Source organism: Bacteroides parvus, assembly GCF_017309675.2.
Taxonomy (GTDB): domain Bacteria; phylum Bacteroidota; class Bacteroidia; order Bacteroidales; family Bacteroidaceae; genus Bacteroides; species Bacteroides uniformis.
This window is the reverse complement of sequence record NZ_CP084680.1, coordinates 2,609,042-2,631,825: the sequence shown is the minus strand read 5'-3', so window position 1 is coordinate 2,631,825 and position 22,784 is coordinate 2,609,042. Positions and strand designations below refer to the sequence as shown.

At 48.4% G+C, this 22,784-nt stretch carries 19 protein-coding genes and 3 tRNA genes; 8 read left to right on the top strand and 14 right to left on the bottom strand.

What is annotated here, in order from left to right; all coding sequences use genetic code 11:
* Positions 1-5: 5 nt before the first annotated feature.
* The 4 genes from JXR92_RS10540 (at position 6) to JXR92_RS10525 (ending at position 6,585) form a co-directional block, all read left to right on the top strand.
* Complete coding sequence (locus tag JXR92_RS10540; protein ID WP_138346231.1) at positions 6-1,082, top strand: GDP-L-fucose synthase family protein; 1,077 nt, start codon at positions 6-8, stop codon at positions 1,080-1,082.
* A gap of 20 nt (positions 1,083-1,102) precedes the next feature.
* Positions 1,103-3,517 carry a TonB-dependent receptor gene (locus JXR92_RS10535; protein WP_138346230.1) on the top strand — a complete coding sequence of 805 codons (2,415 nt, stop codon included), beginning with the start codon at positions 1,103-1,105 and terminating at the stop codon, positions 3,515-3,517.
* A 101-nt stretch (positions 3,518-3,618) separates the two neighbouring features.
* Entirely contained in the window at positions 3,619-5,277 is a 1,659-nt protein-coding gene (locus JXR92_RS10530; protein ID WP_119961684.1) for a long-chain fatty acid--CoA ligase, read from the top strand.
* Positions 5,278-5,298: 21 nt separating this feature from the next.
* Complete coding sequence (locus JXR92_RS10525) at positions 5,299-6,585, top strand: LA_2272 family surface repeat-containing protein (protein ID WP_138346229.1); 1,287 nt, start codon at positions 5,299-5,301, stop codon at positions 6,583-6,585.
* A 1-nt stretch (position 6,586) separates the two neighbouring features.
* Here the strand turns inward: JXR92_RS10525 and JXR92_RS10520 are convergent, their stop codons facing one another.
* From JXR92_RS10520 to JXR92_RS10485, 9 genes are all read right to left on the bottom strand, one after another.
* Positions 6,587-8,575 carry a fructose-1,6-bisphosphatase gene (locus JXR92_RS10520; protein ID WP_206897461.1) on the bottom strand — a complete coding sequence of 663 codons (1,989 nt, stop codon included), beginning with the start codon at positions 8,573-8,575 and terminating at the stop codon, positions 6,587-6,589.
* Positions 8,576-8,630: 55 nt separating this feature from the next.
* Entirely contained in the window at positions 8,631-10,301 is a 1,671-nt protein-coding gene (locus JXR92_RS10515; RefSeq protein WP_117966592.1) for a putative transporter, read from the bottom strand.
* A gap of 93 nt (positions 10,302-10,394) precedes the next feature.
* The gene (locus tag JXR92_RS10510) at positions 10,395-11,408 is read right to left on the bottom strand and encodes an inorganic phosphate transporter (RefSeq protein WP_117601485.1); all 1,014 of its coding nucleotides are present in this window, start codon (positions 11,406-11,408) and stop codon (positions 10,395-10,397) included.
* Between the two features lie 12 nt (positions 11,409-11,420).
* Positions 11,421-12,068, bottom strand: coding sequence for a DUF47 domain-containing protein (locus JXR92_RS10505; RefSeq protein ID WP_119961682.1), 648 nt, complete (start codon positions 12,066-12,068; stop codon positions 11,421-11,423).
* Between the two features lie 42 nt (positions 12,069-12,110).
* Positions 12,111-12,239: a hypothetical protein gene (locus JXR92_RS17460; RefSeq protein ID WP_255425209.1), complete on the bottom strand. Its 129-nt coding sequence runs from the start codon at positions 12,237-12,239 to the stop codon at positions 12,111-12,113.
* A 135-nt stretch (positions 12,240-12,374) separates the two neighbouring features.
* The gene (locus JXR92_RS10500; protein ID WP_131226036.1) at positions 12,375-12,788 is read right to left on the bottom strand and encodes a hypothetical protein; all 414 of its coding nucleotides are present in this window, start codon (positions 12,786-12,788) and stop codon (positions 12,375-12,377) included.
* Positions 12,789-12,887: 99 nt separating this feature from the next.
* Positions 12,888-12,959 (bottom strand) — tRNA-Glu (locus JXR92_RS10495).
* A 15-nt stretch (positions 12,960-12,974) separates the two neighbouring features.
* A tRNA-Lys gene (locus tag JXR92_RS10490) sits at positions 12,975-13,047 on the bottom strand.
* Positions 13,048-13,050: 3 nt separating this feature from the next.
* Positions 13,051-13,140 (bottom strand) — tRNA-Ser (locus JXR92_RS10485).
* A 227-nt stretch (positions 13,141-13,367) separates the two neighbouring features.
* Between JXR92_RS10485 and JXR92_RS10480 the strand changes: the two genes are divergently transcribed.
* From JXR92_RS10480 to JXR92_RS10465, 4 genes are all read left to right on the top strand, one after another.
* Positions 13,368-14,717: an MATE family efflux transporter gene (locus JXR92_RS10480; protein WP_131226035.1), complete on the top strand. Its 1,350-nt coding sequence runs from the start codon at positions 13,368-13,370 to the stop codon at positions 14,715-14,717.
* Between the two features lie 87 nt (positions 14,718-14,804).
* Positions 14,805-15,389, top strand: a complete 585-nt coding sequence (locus JXR92_RS10475) for a Crp/Fnr family transcriptional regulator (RefSeq protein ID WP_117966598.1) — start codon at positions 14,805-14,807, stop codon at positions 15,387-15,389.
* A gap of 144 nt (positions 15,390-15,533) precedes the next feature.
* Positions 15,534-15,767, top strand: coding sequence for a phage integrase SAM-like domain-containing protein (locus tag JXR92_RS10470; protein ID WP_117601480.1), 234 nt, complete (start codon positions 15,534-15,536; stop codon positions 15,765-15,767).
* A gap of 22 nt (positions 15,768-15,789) precedes the next feature.
* Entirely contained in the window at positions 15,790-16,212 is a 423-nt protein-coding gene (locus tag JXR92_RS10465) for a BT0820 family HAD-type phosphatase (protein ID WP_117601479.1), read from the top strand.
* Positions 16,213-16,399: 187 nt separating this feature from the next.
* On the opposite strand, the gene JXR92_RS10460 is transcribed toward JXR92_RS10465, so the two are convergent.
* From JXR92_RS10460 to JXR92_RS10440, 5 genes are all read right to left on the bottom strand, one after another.
* Positions 16,400-17,161, bottom strand: coding sequence for a creatininase family protein (locus JXR92_RS10460; protein WP_117966601.1), 762 nt, complete (start codon positions 17,159-17,161; stop codon positions 16,400-16,402).
* 62 nt (positions 17,162-17,223) lie between these two features.
* Positions 17,224-18,102: a helix-turn-helix domain-containing protein gene (locus JXR92_RS10455; RefSeq protein ID WP_005827957.1), complete on the bottom strand. Its 879-nt coding sequence runs from the start codon at positions 18,100-18,102 to the stop codon at positions 17,224-17,226.
* Between the two features lie 74 nt (positions 18,103-18,176).
* Entirely contained in the window at positions 18,177-20,501 is a 2,325-nt protein-coding gene (locus tag JXR92_RS10450) for a TonB-dependent receptor (protein WP_138346227.1), read from the bottom strand.
* A gap of 151 nt (positions 20,502-20,652) precedes the next feature.
* Positions 20,653-20,991, bottom strand: coding sequence for a hypothetical protein (locus tag JXR92_RS10445; RefSeq protein ID WP_034525598.1), 339 nt, complete (start codon positions 20,989-20,991; stop codon positions 20,653-20,655).
* A gap of 45 nt (positions 20,992-21,036) precedes the next feature.
* A complete protein-coding gene (locus JXR92_RS10440) occupies positions 21,037-22,782 on the bottom strand; it encodes a bifunctional metallophosphatase/5'-nucleotidase (protein WP_138346217.1) in 1,746 nt (581 codons plus the stop codon).
* Positions 22,783-22,784: the final 2 nt, after the last annotated feature.

The window sequence follows — 22,784 nt, the reverse complement described above, 5'->3', positions numbered from 1 at the left end:
CAATAATGTTAGACAAAAATGCCAAAATATATGTAGCAGGCCACCGGGGACTGGTAGGTTCTGCCATCTGGAAAAATCTTCAGGAGAAAGGATACACCAATCTCATCGGCAAGACCCACAAAGAACTCGATCTGCTCGACGGAGTTGCTGTACGCCGCTTCTTCGATGAGGAGCAGCCCGAATATGTATTCCTTGCCGCCGCCTTTGTGGGTGGCATTATGGCCAACAGTATCTACCGTGCCGATTTCATCTACAAGAACCTGCAGATACAGCAGAACGTCATCGGTGAAAGCTTCCGCCACGGAGTGAAAAAACTTCTCTTTCTTGGCAGTACTTGCATTTATCCCCGTAATGCCGAACAGCCGATGCAAGAAGACGCACTCCTCACTTCTCCGCTGGAATACACGAACGAGCCCTATGCCATCGCCAAAATAGCTGGACTGAAAATGTGCGAAAGCTTCAATCTTCAATATGGTACGAACTACATTGCCGTGATGCCCACCAACCTTTACGGCCCCAACGACAACTTCGACCTGGAACGCAGCCACGTGCTCCCCGCCATGATACGCAAGATACACCTTGCCCACTGCCTGAAACAAGGCGACTGGAATGCCGTACGCCACGACATGAACCTGCGTCCGGTAGAAGGCATCAACGGCGACAGCAGCAAAGAGGACATTCTGAATATCCTCCGGAAATACGGCATCAGCGAAGAAGAAGTGAGATTATGGGGTACCGGCACCCCCTTGCGCGAATTCCTCTGGAGCGAGGAGATGGCAGATGCCAGCGTCTTCGTCATGGAACACGTCGACTTCAAAGATACCTTCAAGCCGGACGACAAGGAAATCCGCAACTGCCACATCAATATCGGTACGGGCAAGGAAATCACTATCCGCCAGTTGGCAGAACTGATTGTCAACACCGTAGGTTATCAAGGCCGGCTGACCTTCGACACTTCCAAACCCGACGGCACCATGCGCAAACTGACCGATCCCGGCAAGTTACATGCATTGGGATGGCATCATAAGATTGATATCGAGGAAGGTGTGCAACGCATGTACCGATGGTACTTGGGAAAGTAATTAGTGACGTCTGATTAGCCATGAATGTCATGCGGCACAAGGTGGGAGCTATATTGTTTATATTGCTGATACTTTTATCAGGTATCAGCCCAACCGTACATGCCATGATGGTTCCCGTGACCTATTCCGTTCGCGGCAAAGTCATCGACAGACAGTCCAGACAACCCGTGGCCTACGCCAACGTTTTCGTTGCCGGTATCCCCGGGAAAGGGGCTTCCACCGATTCACTCGGCACATTCAAGATAGAGCAGGTGCCTCCAGGCATTTATAGCCTTGAGGCATCCTGCATAGGATACCAGACTGTTTCCACCCCCGAATATATCGTTTCAGCCTCAACTCCGTTCATTGAGATAGAGATGGAAGAGGATGCCAATCTGCTGAACACAGTAGTGGTGATGCCTTCCCCCTTCCGGCGAAGTATCGAAAGCCCGGTCAGCATGCGTATCATCGGCCTGCAGGAAATAGAGAAAAGTCCCGGAGCCAACCGGGATGTCTCGCGCATCGTACGCTCCTATCCCGGTGTCTCTTTCTCTCCCATCGGCTATCGAAACGACTTGATTGTTCGGGGCGGTTCTCCTTCCGAAAACCGCTTTTATATGGATGGCATCGAAATTCCCAACATCAACCACTTTGCCACTCAAGGTGCATCCGGAGGACCGGTAAGCATTGTCAATGCCGACCTGATACGCGAGATTACATTTTATACGGGCGCCTTCCCCGCCAACCGCTCCGGAGCCTTGAGTTCCGTCCTCGACTTCCGCCTCAAGGACGGCAATCCGGACAAGCAGGCGTTCAAAGCCACCATCGGTGCATCAGAAGTCTCGCTCAGCGGAGCAGGACACCTGGGACAACGCACCACTTATCTGTTCTCTGCACGCCAGTCCTACCTGCAACTTTTGTTCAAGGCTTTGGGACTGCCCTTCCTGCCCAATTTCATTGACGGACAATTCAAAACAAAAACCCGTTTCAACAAGCACAGCGAGCTGACCCTGCTTGGTCTCGTAGGCATTGACAAGATGAAACTGAATACCGATGAAAAAGGAGAAGATGCCGAATATCTGCTCAGCTATCTCCCCACCATCCATCAGGAAACATTCACTCTCGGAGCCTCTTACAGACACTACAATGGAAGACACGTGCAATCCCTTATACTGAGCCATAACTACCTGAACAACCGCAATCTGAAATACCGCAACAACGATGACTCTTCCGAAGACAACCTGACCCTGCGCCTACGCTCCACAGAGCAAAAGACCACCCTGCGTTTTGAAAACCAGACGCGCTTGGGAGCATGGACCCTAAAAGAAGGAGCAGAACTGAACAACTCCATCTATACAAACCACAGCCGGCAAAGACTATACGGCAGTCATTCGGGTACGCTTTCCATCTACGAAACCTCACTCAACATCTTCGGCTGGGGTGCTTTCTTCTCTTCCGACTATACCACCGCCGACAAGCGTCTCGCCCTTTCCGCCGGTATCCGTATGGACGGCAACACTTACAACCGAAAGATGCGGCAGCTATGGAAACAGTTCTCCCCACGCCTCTCTGCATCCTACAAACTCTCGGAACAATGGACCCTGAGCGGAAGTACCGGCCTCTACCACCAATTGCCTCCCTACACCGCTTTGGGATATAAAGACAATGAAGAGCAATATCTCAACAAAGGCCTGAAGTACATGCAGGTCTTTGAAAGTAGCCTCGGTCTGGACTGGCACCTGCAAGACCGGTTCATGGTTTCTGCAGAAGGTTTCTTCAAGCGTTACAGCCGTATGCCACTTTCCCTTCAAGACAACATTCCGTTGGCATGCAAAGGAAACGATTACGGTGTCACCGGCAATGAAGCACTCGTCCCTACAGCCAGCGGCAGGGCCTACGGACTGGAAACCATGTTCCGCTGGCAGGCATCCGGCAAGTTCAATCTCGTATCCTCCTTCACCTTATACCGCAGCGAATACCGCAACCGTTCAAATGAAGACTTCATTCCATCTGCCTGGGACAACCGTTTCATACTCAACATGAGCGGTACATACAACCTGCCCCGGCGCTGGAGCATAGGAGGCAAGCTAAGCTATATAGGCGGCAGCCCCTACACTCCCTATGATGAAGACAAATCATCACTCGTAGAAGCATGGGATGCCAAAGGACAGCCCTACTACGACTATGCGTACTATAATACCGGGCGGCTGCCCAACTTTGCCCAGTTAGACTTGCGTGTGGACAAGTCCTTCTACTTCCATCACTGCATGATAGGAATCTACCTGGACATACAGAATATCACCGGCAACAAACTGAAACAGCCGGATGTGATAATGAGTACGGGCATCATCGAAAATCCGTCCGCTCCTGTTGCCGAACAGCGCTATAAAATGAAATACCTCAAGCAGGAAAGCGGCACTATCCTGCCTACTTTAGGTATAACTGTCGAGTTTTAGCAAATAGCCGCCATAAAAACTATTTTCCTTATAAAAGTTTGCTTTCTATATATAAACCCTTATATTTGCACAATTTTCAATCAAATGTGCAATTAAATATCATGGAACAAAGTTTTATCGCCTATATAGAGAATAGCATAAAGGAAAATTGGGATTTAGACGCTCTGACCGACTACAAGGGAGCAACCCTACAATATAAGGACGTAGCCCGCAAAATAGAAAAGTTGCATATCATTTTCGAGGCAAGCGGCATCAAGAAAGGCGATAAGATTGCCGTCTGTGGCCGCAACAGTTCCCACTGGGGCGTAACATTCCTCGCGACATTGACCTACGGTGCGGTAATCGTCCCCATCCTTCACGAGTTCAAGGCAGACAATGTACACAACATCGTGAACCATTCCGAAGCCAAACTGCTTTTCGTAGGCGACCAGGTTTGGGAAAACCTCAACGAAAGTGCCATGCCGCTGCTGGAGGGCATCATGATGATGGCAGACTTCTACATTCTTGTCTCCCGCAGCGAAAAGTTGGACTATGCCCGCGAACATCTCAACGAAATGTTCGGTAAGAAATACCCCAAGAACTTCCGCAAGGAACATGTCAGTTATCACAAAGACCAGCCCGACGAACTGGCGGTCATCAACTATACATCCGGCACCACCAGTTACTCCAAAGGAGTGATGCTGCCCTACCGCAGCCTTTGGTCAAACACCACTTTTGCTTTCGAAGTATTGCCGCTGAAAGCCGGTGACAAGATTGTCTCCATGCTGCCAATGGCACATATGTACGGACTTGCATTCGAGTTTCTGTATGAATTCGCCGTAGGTTGCCACATATTCTTCCTCACTCGCATGCCCAGCCCCAAAATCATTTTCCAGGCTTTCACCGAAGTGAAGCCTAACCTGATTGTGGCTGTTCCGCTCATTATCGAAAAGATTATAAAGAAGAGTGTACTGCCCAAGCTGGAAACTCCCGCCATGAAGCTGTTGCTGAAAGTACCCATCATTAACGACAAGATAAAAGCGACCGTACGCGACCAGATGATTCAAGCCTTTGGCGGAAACTTTACAGAAATCATTGTAGGAGGAGCTGCCTTCAACCAGGAAGTGGAGCAGTTCTTAAAGATGATAGATTTCCCCTATACGGTAGGCTATGGAATGACGGAATGCGGCCCCATTATCTGTTACGAGGATTGGACCCGCTTCAAACCCGGTTCTTGCGGAAAGGCCGCACCGCGTATGGAGGTGAAAATCCTATCATCCGATCCCGAAAACATTCCGGGAGAGATTGTCTGCCGTGGTCCCAATGTCATGCTGGGTTACTACAAGAACGACGAAGCCACCGTGCAGGTACTCGACAAAGACGGCTGGCTGCACACCGGAGACCTTGCCCTGATGGATGCCGAAGGCAACATTAGCATCAAGGGACGCAGCAAGAACATGCTCCTCGGCCCGAGCGGTCAGAATATCTACCCGGAAGAGATAGAAGACAAACTGAACAATATGCCGTACGTAGCCGAAAGCATCATCGTGCAGCAGAACGAGAAACTGGTAGGTCTGGTTTATCCCGACTTCGATGATGCCTTTGCCCATGGGCTGAACAATGACGACATCGAACGCGTCATGGAGGAAAACCGTGTGGCACTGAATGCAGAACTGCCCGCATACAGCCAGATATTCAAAATGAAAATCTATCCTGAAGAATTTGAAAAAACGCCGAAGAAATCTATCAAGCGCTTCTTGTATCAGGAGGCCAAAGGATAAAGCCAATAGGGTTCAACCAATATGAAACAACTCCTTTTATTCTTCTTTACATCCCTGCTCATTGCAGGGACAACTCTTGCCCAAGAACATAATCCGGGCAGCGTACAGCCGGACACGATTCAGAAATCCTCCGAAAATACTTTCCGGAAACAACACTCTCCACGAACAGACCATGGCCCGGTAGGTATCAATATCTCCTTATGGAAAAACATCTCCACACAGCGGACTGACACCGTAGGAAGCACCTGCTTCAATCTGGGTGTGTTCTCCTCCATGAACCGTCTGAATGGTCTCGGCATGAATATTCTTGGCAGTGTAACCGGCAGGGATGTGAACGGTGTACAGATGGCAGGTCTGTCAAATATGGTGGGGGGAAGCATGCGAGGCGTGCAGATAGCAGGAATTACCAACATCAATGGTAACAACCTTATCGGAGTATCCGTTTCGGGACTGGTAGGTATCAACGGAAATCATGCGCAAGGCATCATTATTTCCGGTCTGGCAAACATCAGTGGGGACTATAATCGTGGCGCCTCCATAGGCGGCTTGTTGAATATCAGCGGAGAAGGTGCTTCCGGCATACACTTTGCCGGACTCGCCAATATTTCCGGTGGAAATTTCAAAGGATTTTCAGGAGCCGGCCTGCTAAGCGTAATCGGTGAAGACTTGAATGGCATGCAGATGTCTGCCCTTGCCAACATCACTGCCGGAGATATGACCGGTGTTCAGGTTTCCGGCCTGGGCAATGTGGTGGGTGGTACAGCCCGAGGATTACAAATAGGTGCTGCCAATATGGCTATACGCGCCAAAGGGCTTCAAATAGGTCTATTCAACTACTACAAAGAAAAATTAGACGGCTTCCAGTTGGGATTAGTCAATGCCAATCCCCAAACAAAAGTTCAACTGATGTTTTTCGGTGGTAATGCCACCAAGCTGAATGTAGGTGCCCGTTTCAAGAACCGGCTCTTCTATACCATCCTCGGCGGCGGTACCCAGTATCTGGATTTCGGCGATAAGTTTTCCGCTTCCCTCTTCTACCGTGCCGGTCTTGAATTACCGCTCTACAAACAGCTGTTCATCAGCGGAGATCTGGGATACCAACATATAGAAACCTTCAAGAACAAGGACTACGGCATTCCGGCACGTCTCTATGCCCTCCAGGCACGTGTCAATCTGGAATACCACCTGACCGAGCGCTTTGGCATATTCCTCACCGGCGGTTATGGCGGCAGCCGCTACTACACCCAAGGGAAAACCTATGACAAAGGAATCATTGTAGAGGGCGGGGTGACGATACTGAAATTATAAATTATTGTTTCTCCTTAATCAGCCCCGTCCTATACGCCACCAGCAGTTTCATCAAATCCTGAATCTGCGTAACGAGTTCACTTCCTTTATCCGTATCCTTCACCATCATACGCTGCGAATTGAATTCGACAACCAGGGTTGTAGACTTGATGTCTTGCCCTTCTTCAATGGCTTTCTGACGGCTCTGGAACGGCTCATGCTGCACCAACTGCAAGCCGTGGGAATGATATACCAGCGTATATCCCGCAATTCCCGTTTCCGGCTGATAGGCTTTTGAAAAACCACCGTCAATCACCAGCAGCTTACCATCCGCTTTGATGGGTTTCTCACCTTTAATGGTCTTTACCGGTACATGTCCGTTGATGATATGCGAATGTGGCCCCGGCTTCACGCCGAACTCTTCAAGAATGCGGTCACACACCTCAGCCTCGTTGCGCAAAGCATAGTAATGCCCTTTCGTCTCCTTATGCAATGTTTTGTCGGCCACAAAATAGCGTTCAAAGGTAGCCATCTTGTCTTTATCGAAGGAAGGGGCATCCGGTCCGCACCACATGTACCAGACATAATCCAGTGCAAACTGTTTCTCGTCCGAACCGTCCTCGTCAAAGTAAGCGGTACGTATCAGCTGGTCGGTCTTTTTCAGCAACTTACGTCCCCAGTATTCCTTTTGGCCGATGCGGACATGTTTAAAACTGCCGTCCGCATTCAGAGGCACGGAAGCATGATAAAGCAGGTTACTGTTGCACACCAGATACATGCCGCCATACGTAAACAAGCAGCGCATGTGCTTCTTCATCTTCTCGCTGTTCATGAAAGAAGAATGAATCCGGTGCATCAGTTCGCGCTCTTCGTCCGACAGACGATACGGGTCCGCCGGGTCTACGGTGGGGAAATTCACATCGCGCAACGGATATTCCTTGCCTTCGTATACAAACACACCACGCTCGAAATCCACCAGATGCAGCAGTTTCCGGTTCTCCATACCGAACTCAGGACGACGGCTGATGATTTCCGCTTCCAGTTTCAACTGGATAACCGTAATCGCCTTATGCATCTGTGTAATCAGCCGCAAGGTCTTCTCATTGTATTCCGCATCGGCAAAGTTCATTTTCGGTGCAAAGATGGTGCAAGGGTCATCCGCATAGGTATCCATGGCAAACGTTGCAAGCGGCAACAGATTGATGCCATAACCATCCTCCAGCGTTGCTAAATTAGCATAGCGCATCGACATACGGATTACGTTGGCTATACAAGCATCATTACCCGATGCGGCACCCATCCACAGAATATCGTGGTTACCCCATTGGATGTCGAAATTATGATAATCACAGAGAGTATCCATGATAATATGCGCACCCGGTCCGCGGTCGTATATATCGCCCACGATATGCAGCGAGTCGATGGTCAAGCGCTGGATAAGGTTGCACATCGCCACAATAAAATCATCCGCACGCTTCGTAGAGATAATGGTACTGATTATGACATTGATATAGGCATGTTTGTTAGGTTCGATGCTCGATTCGTGCAACAGCTCTTGAATGATATACGAGAACTCTGCTGGAAGTGCCTTGCGTACTTTCGAACGGGTATATTTGGACGAAACGTTCTGGCATACTTTTACCAACTGGTTCAGTGTTATCAAATACCAGTCATCCAGGTCCGTTTCCTGCTCCTTGATAAGTTGCAGCTTCTCTTCCGGATAATAAATTAACGTACAGATTTCCTTCTTCTCACTTTCGCGCAGTGTATGCCCGAATATTTCGTTCACCTTACGTTTCACTACCCCCGATGCATTCTTCAGCACATGCTGAAAAGCCTCATACTCGCCATGAATATCCGTCAGAAAATGCTCTGTACCTTTCGGCAGATTCAGAATGGCCTCCAGATTGATGATTTCTGTACTGGCATCAGCAATGGTAGGAAAACTGCGTGATAATAATTGCAAATAACGCAAGTCATTGACAATACTTTCCGGAGTTATATTTCCCATAGTTATTTAATTGAATAATTGATAGTTGATAATTAATAGTGCCCTCCATTCCCCATTATCCATTAATGAAGAACATGAGCAGCACTTGGGCTATGATTACCCGTAGAAACATACACAGCGGATAGACCGTAGCGTACGCTACAGACGGATTGTCTCCCGGGATGGTGTCGTTGGCGTAGTTCAGCGCCATGGGGTTTGCCATGCTTCCGCACAGCATACCTGCCATTGTTCCGAAATCTATCTTCAGCCACTTGAAGGTAACGATACCCATAATCAATACCGGAACCACAGTCAGCGCAAAACCTATGGCAATCCATAACAGTCCTTCCGGCCGGAATACCGTATCGAAGAAATGGGCACCTGCATCCAGTCCCAGGCAAGCCAGATAAAGAGACAACCCCAATGCGCGGAGCATCAGGTTCGCACTGCGCGTAGTATAAGTCACCATGTGCATCCTCGGACCGAATGTCCCGATAAGAATACCTACGATGATAGGACCTCCTGCCAATCCGAGCCGTACGGGAGCGCTGATGCCGGGAATGGAAATAGGAATCGCTCCCAAAGCCAGACCGATGACAATGCCGATAAATACCGCCACCAGGTTCGGTTCCTTCAGGCTTTTCACTGCATTGCCCAGCACCTTCTCCACATTTTGTATGGCAGCGGCTTCGCCCACTACGGTCAGGCGGTCACCCAATTGCAAGGTCAGTTCCGCTGTGGCCAACAACTGCACGCCACTGCGATAAACCCGGCTGATATTGATACCGTAATGATTACGCAGATGGAGAGAGCCCAGCTTCTTGCCGTTCAGCTCCGGACGTGTCACCACGATACGTTGCGAAATCAGCTGGCTGTCAATGGCATTCCAGTCTATATCTTCCTTGTTCCAGTCGGTATGCTCCTGCTCGCCGAAGAGCACGGTCAGTGCCGGTGTATTTTTCTCCGAGGTAATCACCAGCAGGCGGTCACCTTCCTTTATAATCTTTTCCGAAGTAGGAATACTCACATTCCCATCCCGCCACAAGCGGGAAATCACAAACTTCGGATAGCTGTTCAGCCCGCCTATTTCCTTGATACTCTTGTTGAAGATGGCAGGATTGTGCACCTGGAACGCAACAATATAAGGCTTGTTCACATCATCCTTCTCTTTCAATTCCAGGTCTTCCTTATGCGCCAGCGTCTTACGGATGAACAGTACGGCCAGAATGACCCCTACCACCCCCAGCGGATATGCCACCGCACACCCCAAAGCAGGTGTACTGGTCTCCAATCCCATCTGTTTCAATGTCTGCTGTGCCGCACCGAGTGCCGGTGTATTTGTCGTGGCACCGCAAAGTATGCCCACCATATCCGGCAGGGATACTCCCAATCCATAGCTGCCCACTACAGTCAGCAGGGTGCCGATGAGCACTACACCCGTGGCGAGCATATTCAGCTGTACCCCTCCTTTACGGAAAGAACTGAAAAAGCCCGGTCCCACCTGCAAGCCCAAAGCATACACAAATATCACCAGCCCGAAGCTTTCCGCATAATTCAGCATCTGCGGGTCTATGGACAACCCGAAATGCCCGGCAATGATGCCGGCAAAGAATACAAACGTCACTCCCAATGAAATGCCGCAAACATGTATCTTTCCCAATCCCAATCCGATAGCGGAAATCAACGAGAGTACCACAACCGCCTGCAAGGCGGAGTGTTCAACGAATAAACTATATAGCCAGTCCAATGTGCATTCTATTTTACAGTTTCAAGCTGCAAAGATAGTGCAAACCTAATGCAAAATAAAACGAACCCGTCTATTTTTTATGCGGCAGCACTTCTAAAAAAGAGATACGATACAATAAATCCCTGCTGCCAGCAAAGCACTGACGGGGATAGTCAGCACCCAGGCGGTCATCAGACTCTTCGTAACTCCCCAGCGTACGGCCGAAAGCCGCTTCGTGGCCCCTACCCCGATAATGGCTCCCGTAATGGTGTGTGTCGTACTCACCGGAATCTTCAGATACTCCGTCAGATAGAGTGTAAACGCACCGGCAGTTTCCGCAACCACCCCTTCCAGCGGCGTCACCTTCGTAATTTTGGTTCCCATGGTCTTCACAATCTTCCACCCACCGGACATGGTACCGAGTGAAATGGCCGTAAAACAAGAGAATGCCACCCAGTCCGGCAGGTCATCAATACTGTTTATCCCCATTCCCAATCCTTCCGAATGCCCGGCTATCATGGCCGCAGCAATGATACCCATCACCTTCTGTGAATCATTCAGACCGTGCCCGATGCTGAACAAAGCCGAAGACACCAGCTGCAGTTTCTTGAACCACAACTCGGCCGTATGAGGATGCGCCCTGCGGCAAATATACAAGACCAACAACGTAAAACCGAATGCCACCACCATACCAATCAAGGGAGCCAGAAAAATGAATGCCGCAATCTTCAGAATGATACTCAGCTGGATGGCCTCAAAACCGTGTGCCATGATGGCAGCTCCGGCAAAACCTCCGATAAGCGTGTGCGAAGAAGAGGAAGGAATCCCCTTCCACCAAGTAAACAGATTCCAGGCAATGGCTGCAATCACACCGGCCAGAATGATAGGCAAAGTAATGTAAGGCTCCATCACCGTTTTCGATACGGTGTTGGCAATGCCGAAACCGCCGATGACACACTTGGCGATAAAAAAGGCCACAAAATTGAAGAAAGCCGCCCATATCACCGCCTGAAACGGTGTAAGCACTTTGGTAGACACAATGGTGGCAATAGAATTGGCCGCATCATGAAAACCGTTGATATAATCGAATATCAGAGCCAGCACAATGATAATCACTAATAGTTCCATACATCCGTCCGTTTATGCGTATTTCACAATCAGGCTCCTCAAAATCTTGCCCACGTGTTCGGCTGCATCCGTCGTTTTCTCCAGCTCATACATAATCTCCTTGATTTTGATGAGTTCAATGCAGTCCTTCTCTTCTTCAAAAAGCCTGGTGATGAAGAATTCATAGACATCATCCGCCCGGTTTTCTATGTCATGCATTTGGTTGCAGTATGCGCGCAGCTTATCCGGACTCTTGCGGAATGCTTCCAGTTCATCCATGGCCTGGTCAATGAGGGCCGCTTCCTGTTGGACCATATGTCCCAGCTCTTTCCCCTTGTCCGAAATAGGATGCGGATTATAGATAGTGATACGCTTGGCACAGCTGTTTATTCCATCAATCACATCATCCATGCCCGAAGCCAGGTCGTGGATATCCTCCCGGTCAAAAGGAGTAATGAAAGTAGTGCCCAGTTCATCCAGAATCAGATTGGTCAGCTTATCGCCCTCGCGCTCCAAATCTTTGATTCGTTTATAATCTTCCGCCCTCTTCTCAGGCGAGTCATGGCCCAATATTTCTATCAACAGAGCCGACGAGGACAATAAAATCTCAGACAATTGCTTCAGCAAAGGAAAGAATTTCGGTTCTTTCGGTGTGAACCGGCTAAAAAAAGAATTCTTCATAACGGATAAAAATGTACTAAGTATATTAATTTATTTTTGTTTTCATTGTTTCAGTCTTGCACGCAGCACTTCTACCACGGCCGGCAGTATGGAAATCATAATAATGACCACAATCAGCAGAAACAATATGACATACGCCCACATATGATATTCCTGCACTATATCAATCATATACTGATCAATATGGAGAATAAAATCCAATAGAAATTCCATTATATATTGATTATCAGTACTTAAAAATAGAGAAAAACTCGGCATGGGGAGACGGGAAATCTCTCCGGCTCCCGAAAGAGAGGGGGAAAAGCACTAAATAAGAATACGCCTCAGCGTATATACATAATATCTATATGAAATCTTATGAGGATGGAAAGTAAAAGGGAAAGAAGTTGTCTTTTCTTCCGGAAGCAGAGTTTTCAGGGTTCTCGCGACCTTGACAGCAATGAAGTCAGGATTAAGCCTCAATAATTTCGAGCAAGAGACATGCCGCAATGAGAAGGTATTTCCTATGCAACCGGCATCTGCCAGGCAATTGTAATTCGCGTCCTCCCCTTTTCCCTGGCATTGTCTGCCATCTGCCCCCGACAAGTTGTACCGGGTTCCGGAGAAATAATGCACATCCGCGGTAGGGAGTGTCTTACATCCCTCCATATCATCAGAAACGGAAGTGAACTTCGATATGAGGAACAACCCTAACAAGATATAGAATATACATTTCGCCATAGCGGGTGCAAATATAGAAACTATTTTCGGATTACAACAGAAAAATAAAAAACAAAAAGCGGTCAACCGTTTCATCAGTCAACCGCTTTCTTGTTTTTGTAGTGGGTACGAGAATCGAACTCGTATACCATGCGTGAGAGGCATGTATCCTAACCGTTAGATGAACCCACCCTCGCATTTGTCTTGTACACCCTCAGGGATTCGAACCCTGGACCCACTGATTAAGAGTCAGTTGCTCTACCAACTGAGCTAAGAGTGCATCTGGCGGAAGCTGGGGGATTCGAACCCCCGGTACGGTTACCCGTACGTCAGTTTAGCAAACTGGTGGTTTCAGCCACTCACCCAAACTTCCTTTTTATAACCAGCATTCTTTTCAAATGCGGTGCAAATGTAGGGCAAACTTTTGGACTGTGCAAATCTTTCCTACATATTTTTTTCACCGTTTTCATGCAATTTGAGATAACACGTTAACACTCAAACCCTAAAACAAGAAAAAAAATTTGATACATATCAAACCGTCCTTTTCAACCTTTCCTTATCTTTGCGCGATTTTTAAAGTATAGTGCACATACACGGACAATGATACAACAAGAAAGCCTGAAAAAGCGGCTTGCCAAGCTGGCCGCCCCCATCTTTATAGAGACACTTCTCATCATGATGCTCGGTGCGGTGGACACCATCATGCTGAGCCGCCACTCGGACAACAGTGTTGCCGCCGTAGGGGTAGTCAACCAGATTATCATGCTCACTTTCCTCGTTTTCGAAGTCATCAATCTCGGAACGTCCGTTCTGTGTTCCCAGTATCTCGGTGCGAAACTACACAAGAAAGTAGTGCAAGTGGTCGGCGTATCCATCCTCGTCAACCTGGCGGTAGGTATCACGGTCAGCCTGGTACTGTTCTCCTGCGCCCGTCCCATCCTCCGGCTGATGGGCCTCACCGCCGAATTGATGCAGGACGGCACGGACTATATGCGTATCGTAGGCGCTTTCGCCTTCTTCCAGGCATTATCCCTCACTCTCTCCGCCTCCCTGCGCAGCGCCAACAAAGCCATCTACCCGATGATGGTCACCGTTGTGGTCAACATCCTCAACATCATCGGCAACTACTCCCTCATCTTCGGCCGCTTCGGCTTTCCGGAACTGGGCGTAGAAGGCGCTGCCATCTCTACAGCCTTCAGCCGGGGCGTCTCCATGATTATCCTGTTCGTCATACTGTTCCGCAAGCACATCCACCGTTTCCCAGTGGCATACTTCCGCCCTTTCCCATGGATAGAACTAAAGAATCTGATGAAGGTAGGCCTGCCCTCCGCCGGCGAACAATTGTCGTACAGCTCGTCGCAAGTCGTCATCACCTACTTCATCAACATGCTGGGAGTAGAAGCGCTCGCCACCCGTACCTATTGTGTCAACATCATCATGTTCGCTTATCTGTTCAGCATCTCCATGGCCCAGGGCGGCGCCATCTGTATCGGGCATCTGATAGGCGAGAAGAAACCTCACGCAGCCTTCCTTATGGGGAAATACGTCATGAAGAAATCCGTCATGATAACCGTCATGCTGTCCTGCATCCTCGCCCTTTCGGGACATGCCATCTTTGGCTGGCTCACTTCCAATCCCGACATCATACGCATGGGGGCCACCATCCTTATTATAGATATCCTCCTCGAAATTGGACGCCCCATCAACATTTTCGCCACCAACGCCCTTCGTGCGGCAGGCGACGTCAACTATCCTTTCTATGTAGGCCTGGTAGTGCAGTGGAGCGTGGCTGTAGGAGCGGGCTACCTTTTCGGAATCCCCCTCGGATGGGGCATCTGCGGCATGTGGGTAGCCTTCCTATTGGACGAGAATATCCGTGGATTCATTTTCGTCCGCCGTTGGTATGGCATGAAATGGGTAAACAAAAGCTTCATCCGAAATTGTTTTTAATTCCAAAAGTCCTATCTTTGCTCCCCGAAAGCAGAAGCGGACCGAACTTTACCGGTCTTGCTTACCGAACAAATAAATCATGGTCTTATGGATGCATTATTGAAAGAAACCGTAGACGCCACTGTCAATTCCCGTTATCCGAGTATGGCTCCCGAAGGAAGAAAGCTGATAGAGAAAATCCTCATCCGCAAGGAAGTCGAGAAAGGCGCATTGTTACTCAATGAAGGGCAGGTAAGCCATAATATCGTACTTGTAGGAAAAGGTATGCTGCGCCAATTCTATTATAAGAATGGCAAAGACGTCACCGAGCACTTTTCCTATGAAGGCTGCATCATCATCTGCATCGAAAGTACTCTGAAGCAGGAACCCACCCATCTCATGATTGAGGCGCTTGAGCCGAGCGTCGTATATCTGTTGCCGTACAACAAGCTGTTGACGCTCACCGAAATTTCATGGGAAATAAATATGTTCTACCGAAAGATTCTGGAATATTCCCTGATTGTCTCACAAATAAAGGCTGATTCCTGGCGATTTGAGACTGCACGCGAACGCTACACCCAACTCATGGAACAACAGCCCGAGGTCATCAAGCGGGCTCCTTTGTCGCATATTGCGTCCTATCTGCTGATGACCCCCGAAACACTGAGCCGGGTACGTTCGGGCATACTGTAACCCTCCTCCTGTCTGCCCGAAGGCCACATATCTGAGTTTTATACGAAAACCCCTCTTTTCTTCCTGAAGAAAAGTTCCACCGGGACGAAATCTTTTCAGTCCCGGAAGCGTTTATATGCAATTCTAAAACTTAAAATTCAGATTATGACTTCTATATATACATTTACAAGTTCACTGATACGAAGCATAAGGCAAACCGGACGCTATAGCACCTCCGGCATATACACCAGTACACTGAACAGTTTTCTCCGCTTCACCGGCAACCGTTCCATCACCTTTGAAGAGCTTACCCCCAACCTCATCAAGCAATACGAAGACCGGTTGCTCGGCGAAGGGCGGCGCCACAGGCGGTCAAGGATAATTTTCTCCACAGTCTGAAACCAATAAAAGCTATTCATTTATGACCATAGCCGTTGATTTTGACGGTACCATTGTAGAACACCGCTACCCCCGGATAGGAGAAGAAATTCCCTTTGCCACCGCTACGCTGAAGATGCTGATAAACGAGCGTCACCGGCTGATTTTATGGTCGGTACGTGAAGGGAAGCTCCTGGAGGAAGCTGTGGAATGGTGCAGGGAACGGGGTGTGGAATTCTATGCCGTCAACCGGGACTATCCGGAAGAAGACATCGCACACACCGGTTTTTCACGCAAAGTAAAAGCCGATCTCTTTATCGATGACCGCAACCTGGGCGGACTGCCTGACTGGGGAAGCATTTACCGCATGATACATGACCGACTGACCTACGAAGAACTGTTTCGCGAAAACAGTGAACCGGTCCGGCAGAAAAAGAAAGGCTTTTGGGCACGTTTGAAAAAATAATATCCAAAGGAGATTTTTGACTTATGTCAATTCATAACCCGTAAAAACCTTCTAATTTTGTACTCGAAATAGAGAAAGATTAGTTTTTGTAAGAGTAAAGAGATTAGTTTTTAGGGTGCACTTAAAAAATAGGCAATATCCACAACGGTTATTGCCTATTTTTATATATAGCCGGAAGCCAAGTATATCAATACAAACTTCCCTGACCGACTTCCTTAAAGAGCTTCGCCAACTTCTCCACCACCGGCTTCATATAACGTTCTCCTTTCTCGGCAGAAGCTTTTTTGGGGTTCCCTACCCCGCTGTCGACTGTAGCCTTATCCCAATGGCGGGGAGCCCAGCCAACCTTTTCATTCAAGGAAGGAATGGCAAACGGGTGGGATTCTCCGTCACCGGCCTCAGCCAGATTCACCAGCTCGGGATGGTAATGCATCATGACGGAAGTCTCAGACTCGCCGGCATGGTCGTCGACAGCAGCCTCAAAGTAGTCTTTGGGAGAGACGATGCTGAACCAGTCGGCAGCGATAATCAGAAAATCGGGATATACAAACGCCAGGTCACGAATCATTCCCTTGAAGTTGTTGCCGCCATGACCGCTGAGAATAATCAGCTTGCGCATGCCTTGTGCATAGAGGGAGGCAACTATGTCTTCCAAAATGGCCTGCTGGGTGGAGTAGCGCGTATGAATGCAGAACGGAAGTTCGCGCTGCCCCGGATTGTGTGCACCGAAAGGTACGGGAGGCATCACCATGCAGCGTACACCGGAATTCTGCAAAGCCAGCGCAGCCGCGTCTACAGCAATGTCATGCGGCAAAATACAATCAGTGAGATAAGGCAGATGCAGATTATGGGGCTCCGTAGCTCCCCACGGCAAGATGACAACGTCATACTTCACTCCTTTCACCTTTCCATAGCAGGAAACAGTAAGGTCAATTTCTCTTTTTTCCATGATAGTTTATTTTGGGGGTAAATCTTTACCGCAAAAATAAACATTATTCCGTCACATTGAACCTATTGCCGGCGATATTCTTTAGGTGACATGCCAGTGTGATGCTTGAAATACTTACCAAAGAAGGACTGGTTGGCAAAATGCAGCTCGTCCGCAATTTCCTGAATGCTCATTTCGGAAGACTTCAACAAGGCTTTGGCTTCCAAAACTACGAGACTGTCAATCCATTCGCCTGCCGTCTTTCCGCTGATTTCTTTCACTACGGTGGAGAGGTGCTTGGCGGTGAGAAACATCTTATCGGCATAATAGGACACACTTCGCTCTTCTTTATAGGACTCTGAAACGGCACGGATAAAGCGCTCGAACAAGTCTTCCTTCCTGCTTTTGGGAATGCGTTCCTGAACGACATGTCCTTGATAAATGTTATATATCTCATAAAAAAGGGCCAACAGCAGCCCCTGAGTGATTTCCTTACGAAAAGGGTTGTCTTTCAGCTTCACCTTGCTCCAAAGAAAAGAGTGATACTCCTGAAATGATTGGGATTCCTCCGGAGTGATGTGGACAAAAGGCCGTTCCTTAATCATAAAGAACATAGGGAAAAGCTGCTGCATGGTAGGTATCACCATATCCATAAAGTCCTTTGAAACAGCAATGAAAAGTCCGGAAAAATCTTCGGAGCGTTCCCGTTGCAGAACAATCTGGTCGGGAAGAATAATGCCCAACATACCTTCCCGCATTTCACATTGCTGCAGGTTGAGTTCCAGTTTGCACCACCCTTTCAAACAGACAGTCAGGCAAGCAGCATTCAAACGGGTGGGATAAGAGCTCAAAGGCATATCCTTGATGTCATTAAAAATAGCAAAATCATTGCCGATGAAATCAATCATCGGCAAATGATGTATCTGGGAAATGTCTACATTCCGTATTCTCTTAGTATCCATGTTTTTTGTGCTTTGGCGACAAATGTAGGACTATTTTGCGGAATTTAGCTCTAAAAATTCTTAAATGGAAACTTTTAGTTCATTATCTTGAAACCGATAAAAAAGGTTCTCGGCTGCGTCGGTCCGTAGAAATAACCCGCATCGCGGAATTCCCCTTTATCCAGGTCTTTCTGGAAACAGTTAAAGATATTCTGTACACCCGTATTCAACTGAAGCTTGATATGGTCGTGAAGCACAAACGTATAGTTCAACTTCACATTCAGATCCAGAAATTGGGGAGTATGCTCCATGCGGTCTGAAGTGATATTACAGAAGGCACCCTCGGGAGCATCTTCCGGTGCGTAGTGCGGAACAATCATCTTTCCCGTATAAGTGCCGGAAAGAGAGAAATCAAAATTCTTTACCGGTGCGGAAGAGAAAGTGAAGTACCCGTAATAATCCGGTGTACGGGGCATGCGCTTAGTGGTAAGGTCTTTTCCGTCCACCTTTGTCCAAGCTTCCTCATGGGTATAGCGGCTGCGCTGTGCCGTAAATCCGAGTTGGAACTGCGCCTCCTTACCATGGGCAATCCTCGCATCCAGATTGGCACCATATACACGTGCACCGTTTCCGTTGCGGCGCTCCTTAATAACATCCCCTACTTCGTTCTTGCCGATATCTTCGAGCACAAAGACATGGCGCAGGTCTGTATAGAAACCTTCCACCAGAATGTTTGCCTGCCAGTGCCCCAAATGGGCAGTCCAGTCTACCGAACCGCTGTAACTGTTGGAACGCTCTTCACGCAGATTGTCGGACAGTTTGATTTGGACACCCTTACCGCCTACTGCCGTTACGTGCAAGTCCTCATCGTATGCCTGCGGAGCACGGAAACCGGTAGAATAAGTCAAGCGTGCCTGAAAATCATCTGTCGGCTTGTAGAGCAGGTTGACGCGAGGACTGAAAATAAGCTTGTCAATCAGGTTGTGCTTGTCCAGACGGGCGCCGACCAACATGGTCAGTACATTCATTTTCCACTCATTCTGCACGAAAGCACTGGCAATGCGGACATCCTGCTCCATGTCACGATGATAGCCGGTCATAATGTCATGCAGGGAGTTGTTCTGATATTCCAGTCCGCCGGTGAAGGTAGCGGGAGCAAAGAAACAGTTGTCCATATTGCCTACATACATGCCACCGGCAACCCAAGTCAAGTCTTTCGTCTTGCCGTAGGCATTCATGTCCTTTTGGGCACCATAGTAACTGTTGCGATCGGTGTGCTGGATGGAGGTGTAAGCTGAAATCTTATGCTTGTACTCTTTCCAGAATAAATCGTAGCTCACGCCTCCGCTATTGATGATATGCTTGGTCTGCTCGGTAATGTCCGTCTCATGCGGCTGCAAATCAAATTTATTACCTCCGCGACGAAGTTCGTTAGTAGTATGGTATTCCAGATTGATGCGGCTGAAATGCGTAGGACGGTAATAGGCACGGAAACCGAAGGTATTCATGTTCAGCTTGCCCAGCTCGGAAAAGCCATCGCCATCGCGGTCGTAGGGGTTACGGTTGCGGTAACTCTCATAAAGGGCAATGCCGTAGGAGTTATCTTTGGCAACCAGCGATACATTGCCACCCATATATTGCTCCCAGGACTTGCCGTCCATATTGGAGAACATACTCGATACCTGGAAGGAATTGTTGATGGGATCTTTGGTTATGATGTTGATGGTGCCTCCCACAGCATTAGCTCCAAACAAGGCAGAGCCTCCGCCACGCACCACTTCTACCCGTTCAATCATGTTCACGGGGATTTGCTCCAATCCGTACACACCGCTCAATGCACTGATGATGGGACGGCTGTTTATCAATATCTGCGAATACGGACCTTCCAAGCCATTGATGCGCACCTGGGGGAAACCACAGTTCTGGCAGTTGTTCTCCACACGCAAGCCCGACTGGTAGTTCAGTGTCTTGGCAAGGTCGGTGGAGTTGACCATCTCGAACAATTTGGTACTCATCACATTCACGACTACCGGAGCTGCCTTGCGGCTTACCTCGTTGCGGTTGGCAGATACCACCACTTCATCGGTCATAAAACTCTCCTCTTCCATCGGGAAATGTATGACGGCAGTAAAGTCCTTGCTCACCGTCACTTCCTTCTCTTGGGTCTTATAGCCCACGGCAGACACACGGAGCTTGTATTTTCCCGCCGGAAGCTTGCGGAACTCAAATTGTCCTTCTTCATTGGAAACCGTTCCCTGACCGCTGCCGATAATCAAAACCGTGGCATACGGTATATTTTCCTCCGTACCTTTCACTATCACATGGCCGGAAATCATATTGCCTTCCTTTATAGGATTTACGGCAAAAGCTACGCTGGCACTTACCACTGCAAGTACCAACGCCAAAATGTATTGTTTCATCAAATTAGCGCTCTAAATAAAAAAATAATTCAAGTCTGAAAAAAGATAATAATCCGACATACCGCACTTCTTTCACTGAAATACCGGACATTCGAGACTAAAACACCTGGTATCTACATGCAAAAAATCCAGGCGTTTTTAAACCTAATGACTATGAAAAAAGAGCGGGAGGAGCGCGAAGGGAAAGAGTACGTATAACTTCCCCCTTTACAGTAGGCGTTGCCGGTTTGGCTCTGAGCATGGACAGCAAAGGACGCATCGGGTGCTGAACCTCATACACATCCACCCCGGAAGAGTGGAATACCGACAGATGCCCGATAACCAGAAGGGAAGTCTGAGAGTGAGAGTGTGTGCCATGAAAAGGGTGCGAGTGCGTTATCATCACCCCATTCACATAATGGACGTGAGTGAACGCAGTGATACTTGCCTGGTACATGATAAACAGTACCAGCAAGCTCAATGCACCTATAATTTTTTTCTTCTGCTTCACGTCCAAAAACTTATACTATAGATTTTGAGCCGCAAAGATAGTGAATTATTCTTTAACTTTGCCAAACAAGAACTCATAATCACGCTTGGAAGCCGGAGCCGCCCACTCTTCGGGAATAAACTTCCACTGATTCAGCGCACGCGGTTCAATCACCTTCTTCTGCTCAATGTACTGCATCAGATAATAGCGTAAGTCCTTATCCGTAGAGTGGATGATGCGCTCCTTCAATTCATCCTGCGAGATGCCGGCCCCCTTTGTCAGCAATTCGCCGCCACCGTTTCCGCGATAAGAATTCACCGCTACCTTATACATTTTATCCATATCGAACGGAGTACCGTCTGCCATACTGAGAATGGCTACCTTCTCGCCATCCGGCTTGGTCACATCCACCGTGTAGATAATACCCGCCGCAGAATCGAAGTTGAAGCTGAAATTCTTGAATGAGGCCCTATCCGTAGCACCTTCGCGGCGCTTCTCACGGAAGAGAAGGATATGGTCGTCCGGAGACTTCATCCGATTGGTCCACAAATCATACGACATCTCCAAGGCATCGCGTATCTCCTTTCCCGTCAGACGCATGGTGTAAAGCATATTTTCATACTTATACAGATTGAACATATCGTTCACAAAAATGTCTCCTTTACGGATTTCCGTATCATAGGACAAAGGAGCCGCAAAAGAAATATCCGCTCCGCTGATTGCCAACTGCAACTCATGAATAAGGTCTATAAAAGCGGAAGAACCGAAATAGGCAGGACGTGTGGAGATGGCCTCGGTAAAAGAACCTATTTTCTTGGAAACAAAATTCTGCACAGCTGCATATTCGGGGGCAAAGCGCTGCATGAACTCTTCGCTGACACCGTAGTCTTTCGTATCGGACAGTATGCCGTCTATCTTCTTGCCAACAACCTTGCCGTCACGCAATTTCAAGGTTATATCCACATTACTTACAACGACACCGTTGCTGGCAGGGTCCATCACCAGTACCGAGTCACCAACTATGTTGCACACCCTCTTGCATTCGCGAGCATGGTCATGGCCCATCAGGACAATATCGAATCCCGGCACATTGCATGCCACTTCCACCGAAGCGTTTTCGCGATACTTGCCTCCCATCAGCTGGGCATCCTGACCGGCATGGAACATACCGATAACCAAATCCGGCTTTTCCTGCTCACGGATAATCTTCATCCATTTGCGGGCAGTCTCCTCCATATCGTCGAAACGCAACCCTTTCCACAGATTCTCTGAAAGCCATACGGGAATGGCAGGAGTTATCATACCGAGAACCACAATTTTCACTCCGTCACGTTCCAGCACCTCATAGGGTTTGAAATGGGTTTCTCCGGTAGCAATATCCACAATATTGGCACCCAATATCGGAAAACGGCAATCACCTGCCCAACGGTCGAAAACGGCACGACCGGTCTCTACATCATGGTTACCCATATTACCGGCATCATACCCCATGAAATTCATCATCTCTGCAGTCAGATGGGGAGCAACAGTATCTATGTAATTATAGTAGTAGGCAGTGGGCTGTCCCTGCAGAATGTCGCCATTGTCCAAGAGAATCAGGTTTTCGCCATAAGTCTCACGCTCTTTTTGCACCAAAGCATGCACGCGTGCCAGACTGCCGGTTGCCTCCCGGCGGCGTATAAAGTCGTAGGGATAGTAGTTTCCGTGTATATCACTGGTCTGTACGACTTTCAGTTTCACCTCTCTTTCCTGCGCAGGCAGTATGCTTGTCAGGACAAAAATCCAGATAAAAAAACAACTAAATCTTTTCATTA

Bases quoted from the DNA above. Each gene is read 5' to 3' on its own strand.
- JXR92_RS10525 (WP_138346229.1), top strand. From the start codon at position 5,299: ATGAAACAACTCCTTTTATTCTTCTTTACATCCCTGCTCATTGCAGGG.
- JXR92_RS10530 (WP_119961684.1), top strand. From the start codon at position 3,619: ATGGAACAAAGTTTTATCGCCTATATAGAGAATAGCATAAAGGAAAAT.
- JXR92_RS10440 (WP_138346217.1), bottom strand. From the start codon at position 22,782: ATGAAAAGATTTAGTTGTTTTTTTATCTGGATTTTTGTCCTGACAAGC.
- JXR92_RS10535 (WP_138346230.1), top strand. From the start codon at position 1,103: ATGAATGTCATGCGGCACAAGGTGGGAGCTATATTGTTTATATTGCTG.
- JXR92_RS10465 (WP_117601479.1), top strand. From the start codon at position 15,790: ATGACCATAGCCGTTGATTTTGACGGTACCATTGTAGAACACCGCTAC.
- JXR92_RS10460 (WP_117966601.1), bottom strand. From the start codon at position 17,161: ATGGAAAAAAGAGAAATTGACCTTACTGTTTCCTGCTATGGAAAGGTG.
- JXR92_RS10470 (WP_117601480.1), top strand. From the start codon at position 15,534: ATGACTTCTATATATACATTTACAAGTTCACTGATACGAAGCATAAGG.
- JXR92_RS10500 (WP_131226036.1), bottom strand. From the start codon at position 12,788: ATGGCGAAATGTATATTCTATATCTTGTTAGGGTTGTTCCTCATATCG.
- JXR92_RS10450 (WP_138346227.1), bottom strand. From the start codon at position 20,501: ATGAAACAATACATTTTGGCGTTGGTACTTGCAGTGGTAAGTGCCAGC.
- JXR92_RS10520 (WP_206897461.1), bottom strand. From the start codon at position 8,575: ATGGGAAATATAACTCCGGAAAGTATTGTCAATGACTTGCGTTATTTG.
- JXR92_RS10510 (WP_117601485.1), bottom strand. From the start codon at position 11,408: ATGGAACTATTAGTGATTATCATTGTGCTGGCTCTGATATTCGATTAT.
- JXR92_RS10505 (WP_119961682.1), bottom strand. From the start codon at position 12,068: ATGAAGAATTCTTTTTTTAGCCGGTTCACACCGAAAGAACCGAAATTC.
- JXR92_RS10540 (WP_138346231.1), top strand. From the start codon at position 6: ATGTTAGACAAAAATGCCAAAATATATGTAGCAGGCCACCGGGGACTG.
- JXR92_RS17460 (WP_255425209.1), bottom strand. From the start codon at position 12,239: ATGATTGATATAGTGCAGGAATATCATATGTGGGCGTATGTCATATTG.
- JXR92_RS10455 (WP_005827957.1), bottom strand. From the start codon at position 18,102: ATGGATACTAAGAGAATACGGAATGTAGACATTTCCCAGATACATCAT.
- JXR92_RS10480 (WP_131226035.1), top strand. From the start codon at position 13,368: ATGATACAACAAGAAAGCCTGAAAAAGCGGCTTGCCAAGCTGGCCGCC.
- JXR92_RS10475 (WP_117966598.1), top strand. From the start codon at position 14,805: ATGGATGCATTATTGAAAGAAACCGTAGACGCCACTGTCAATTCCCGT.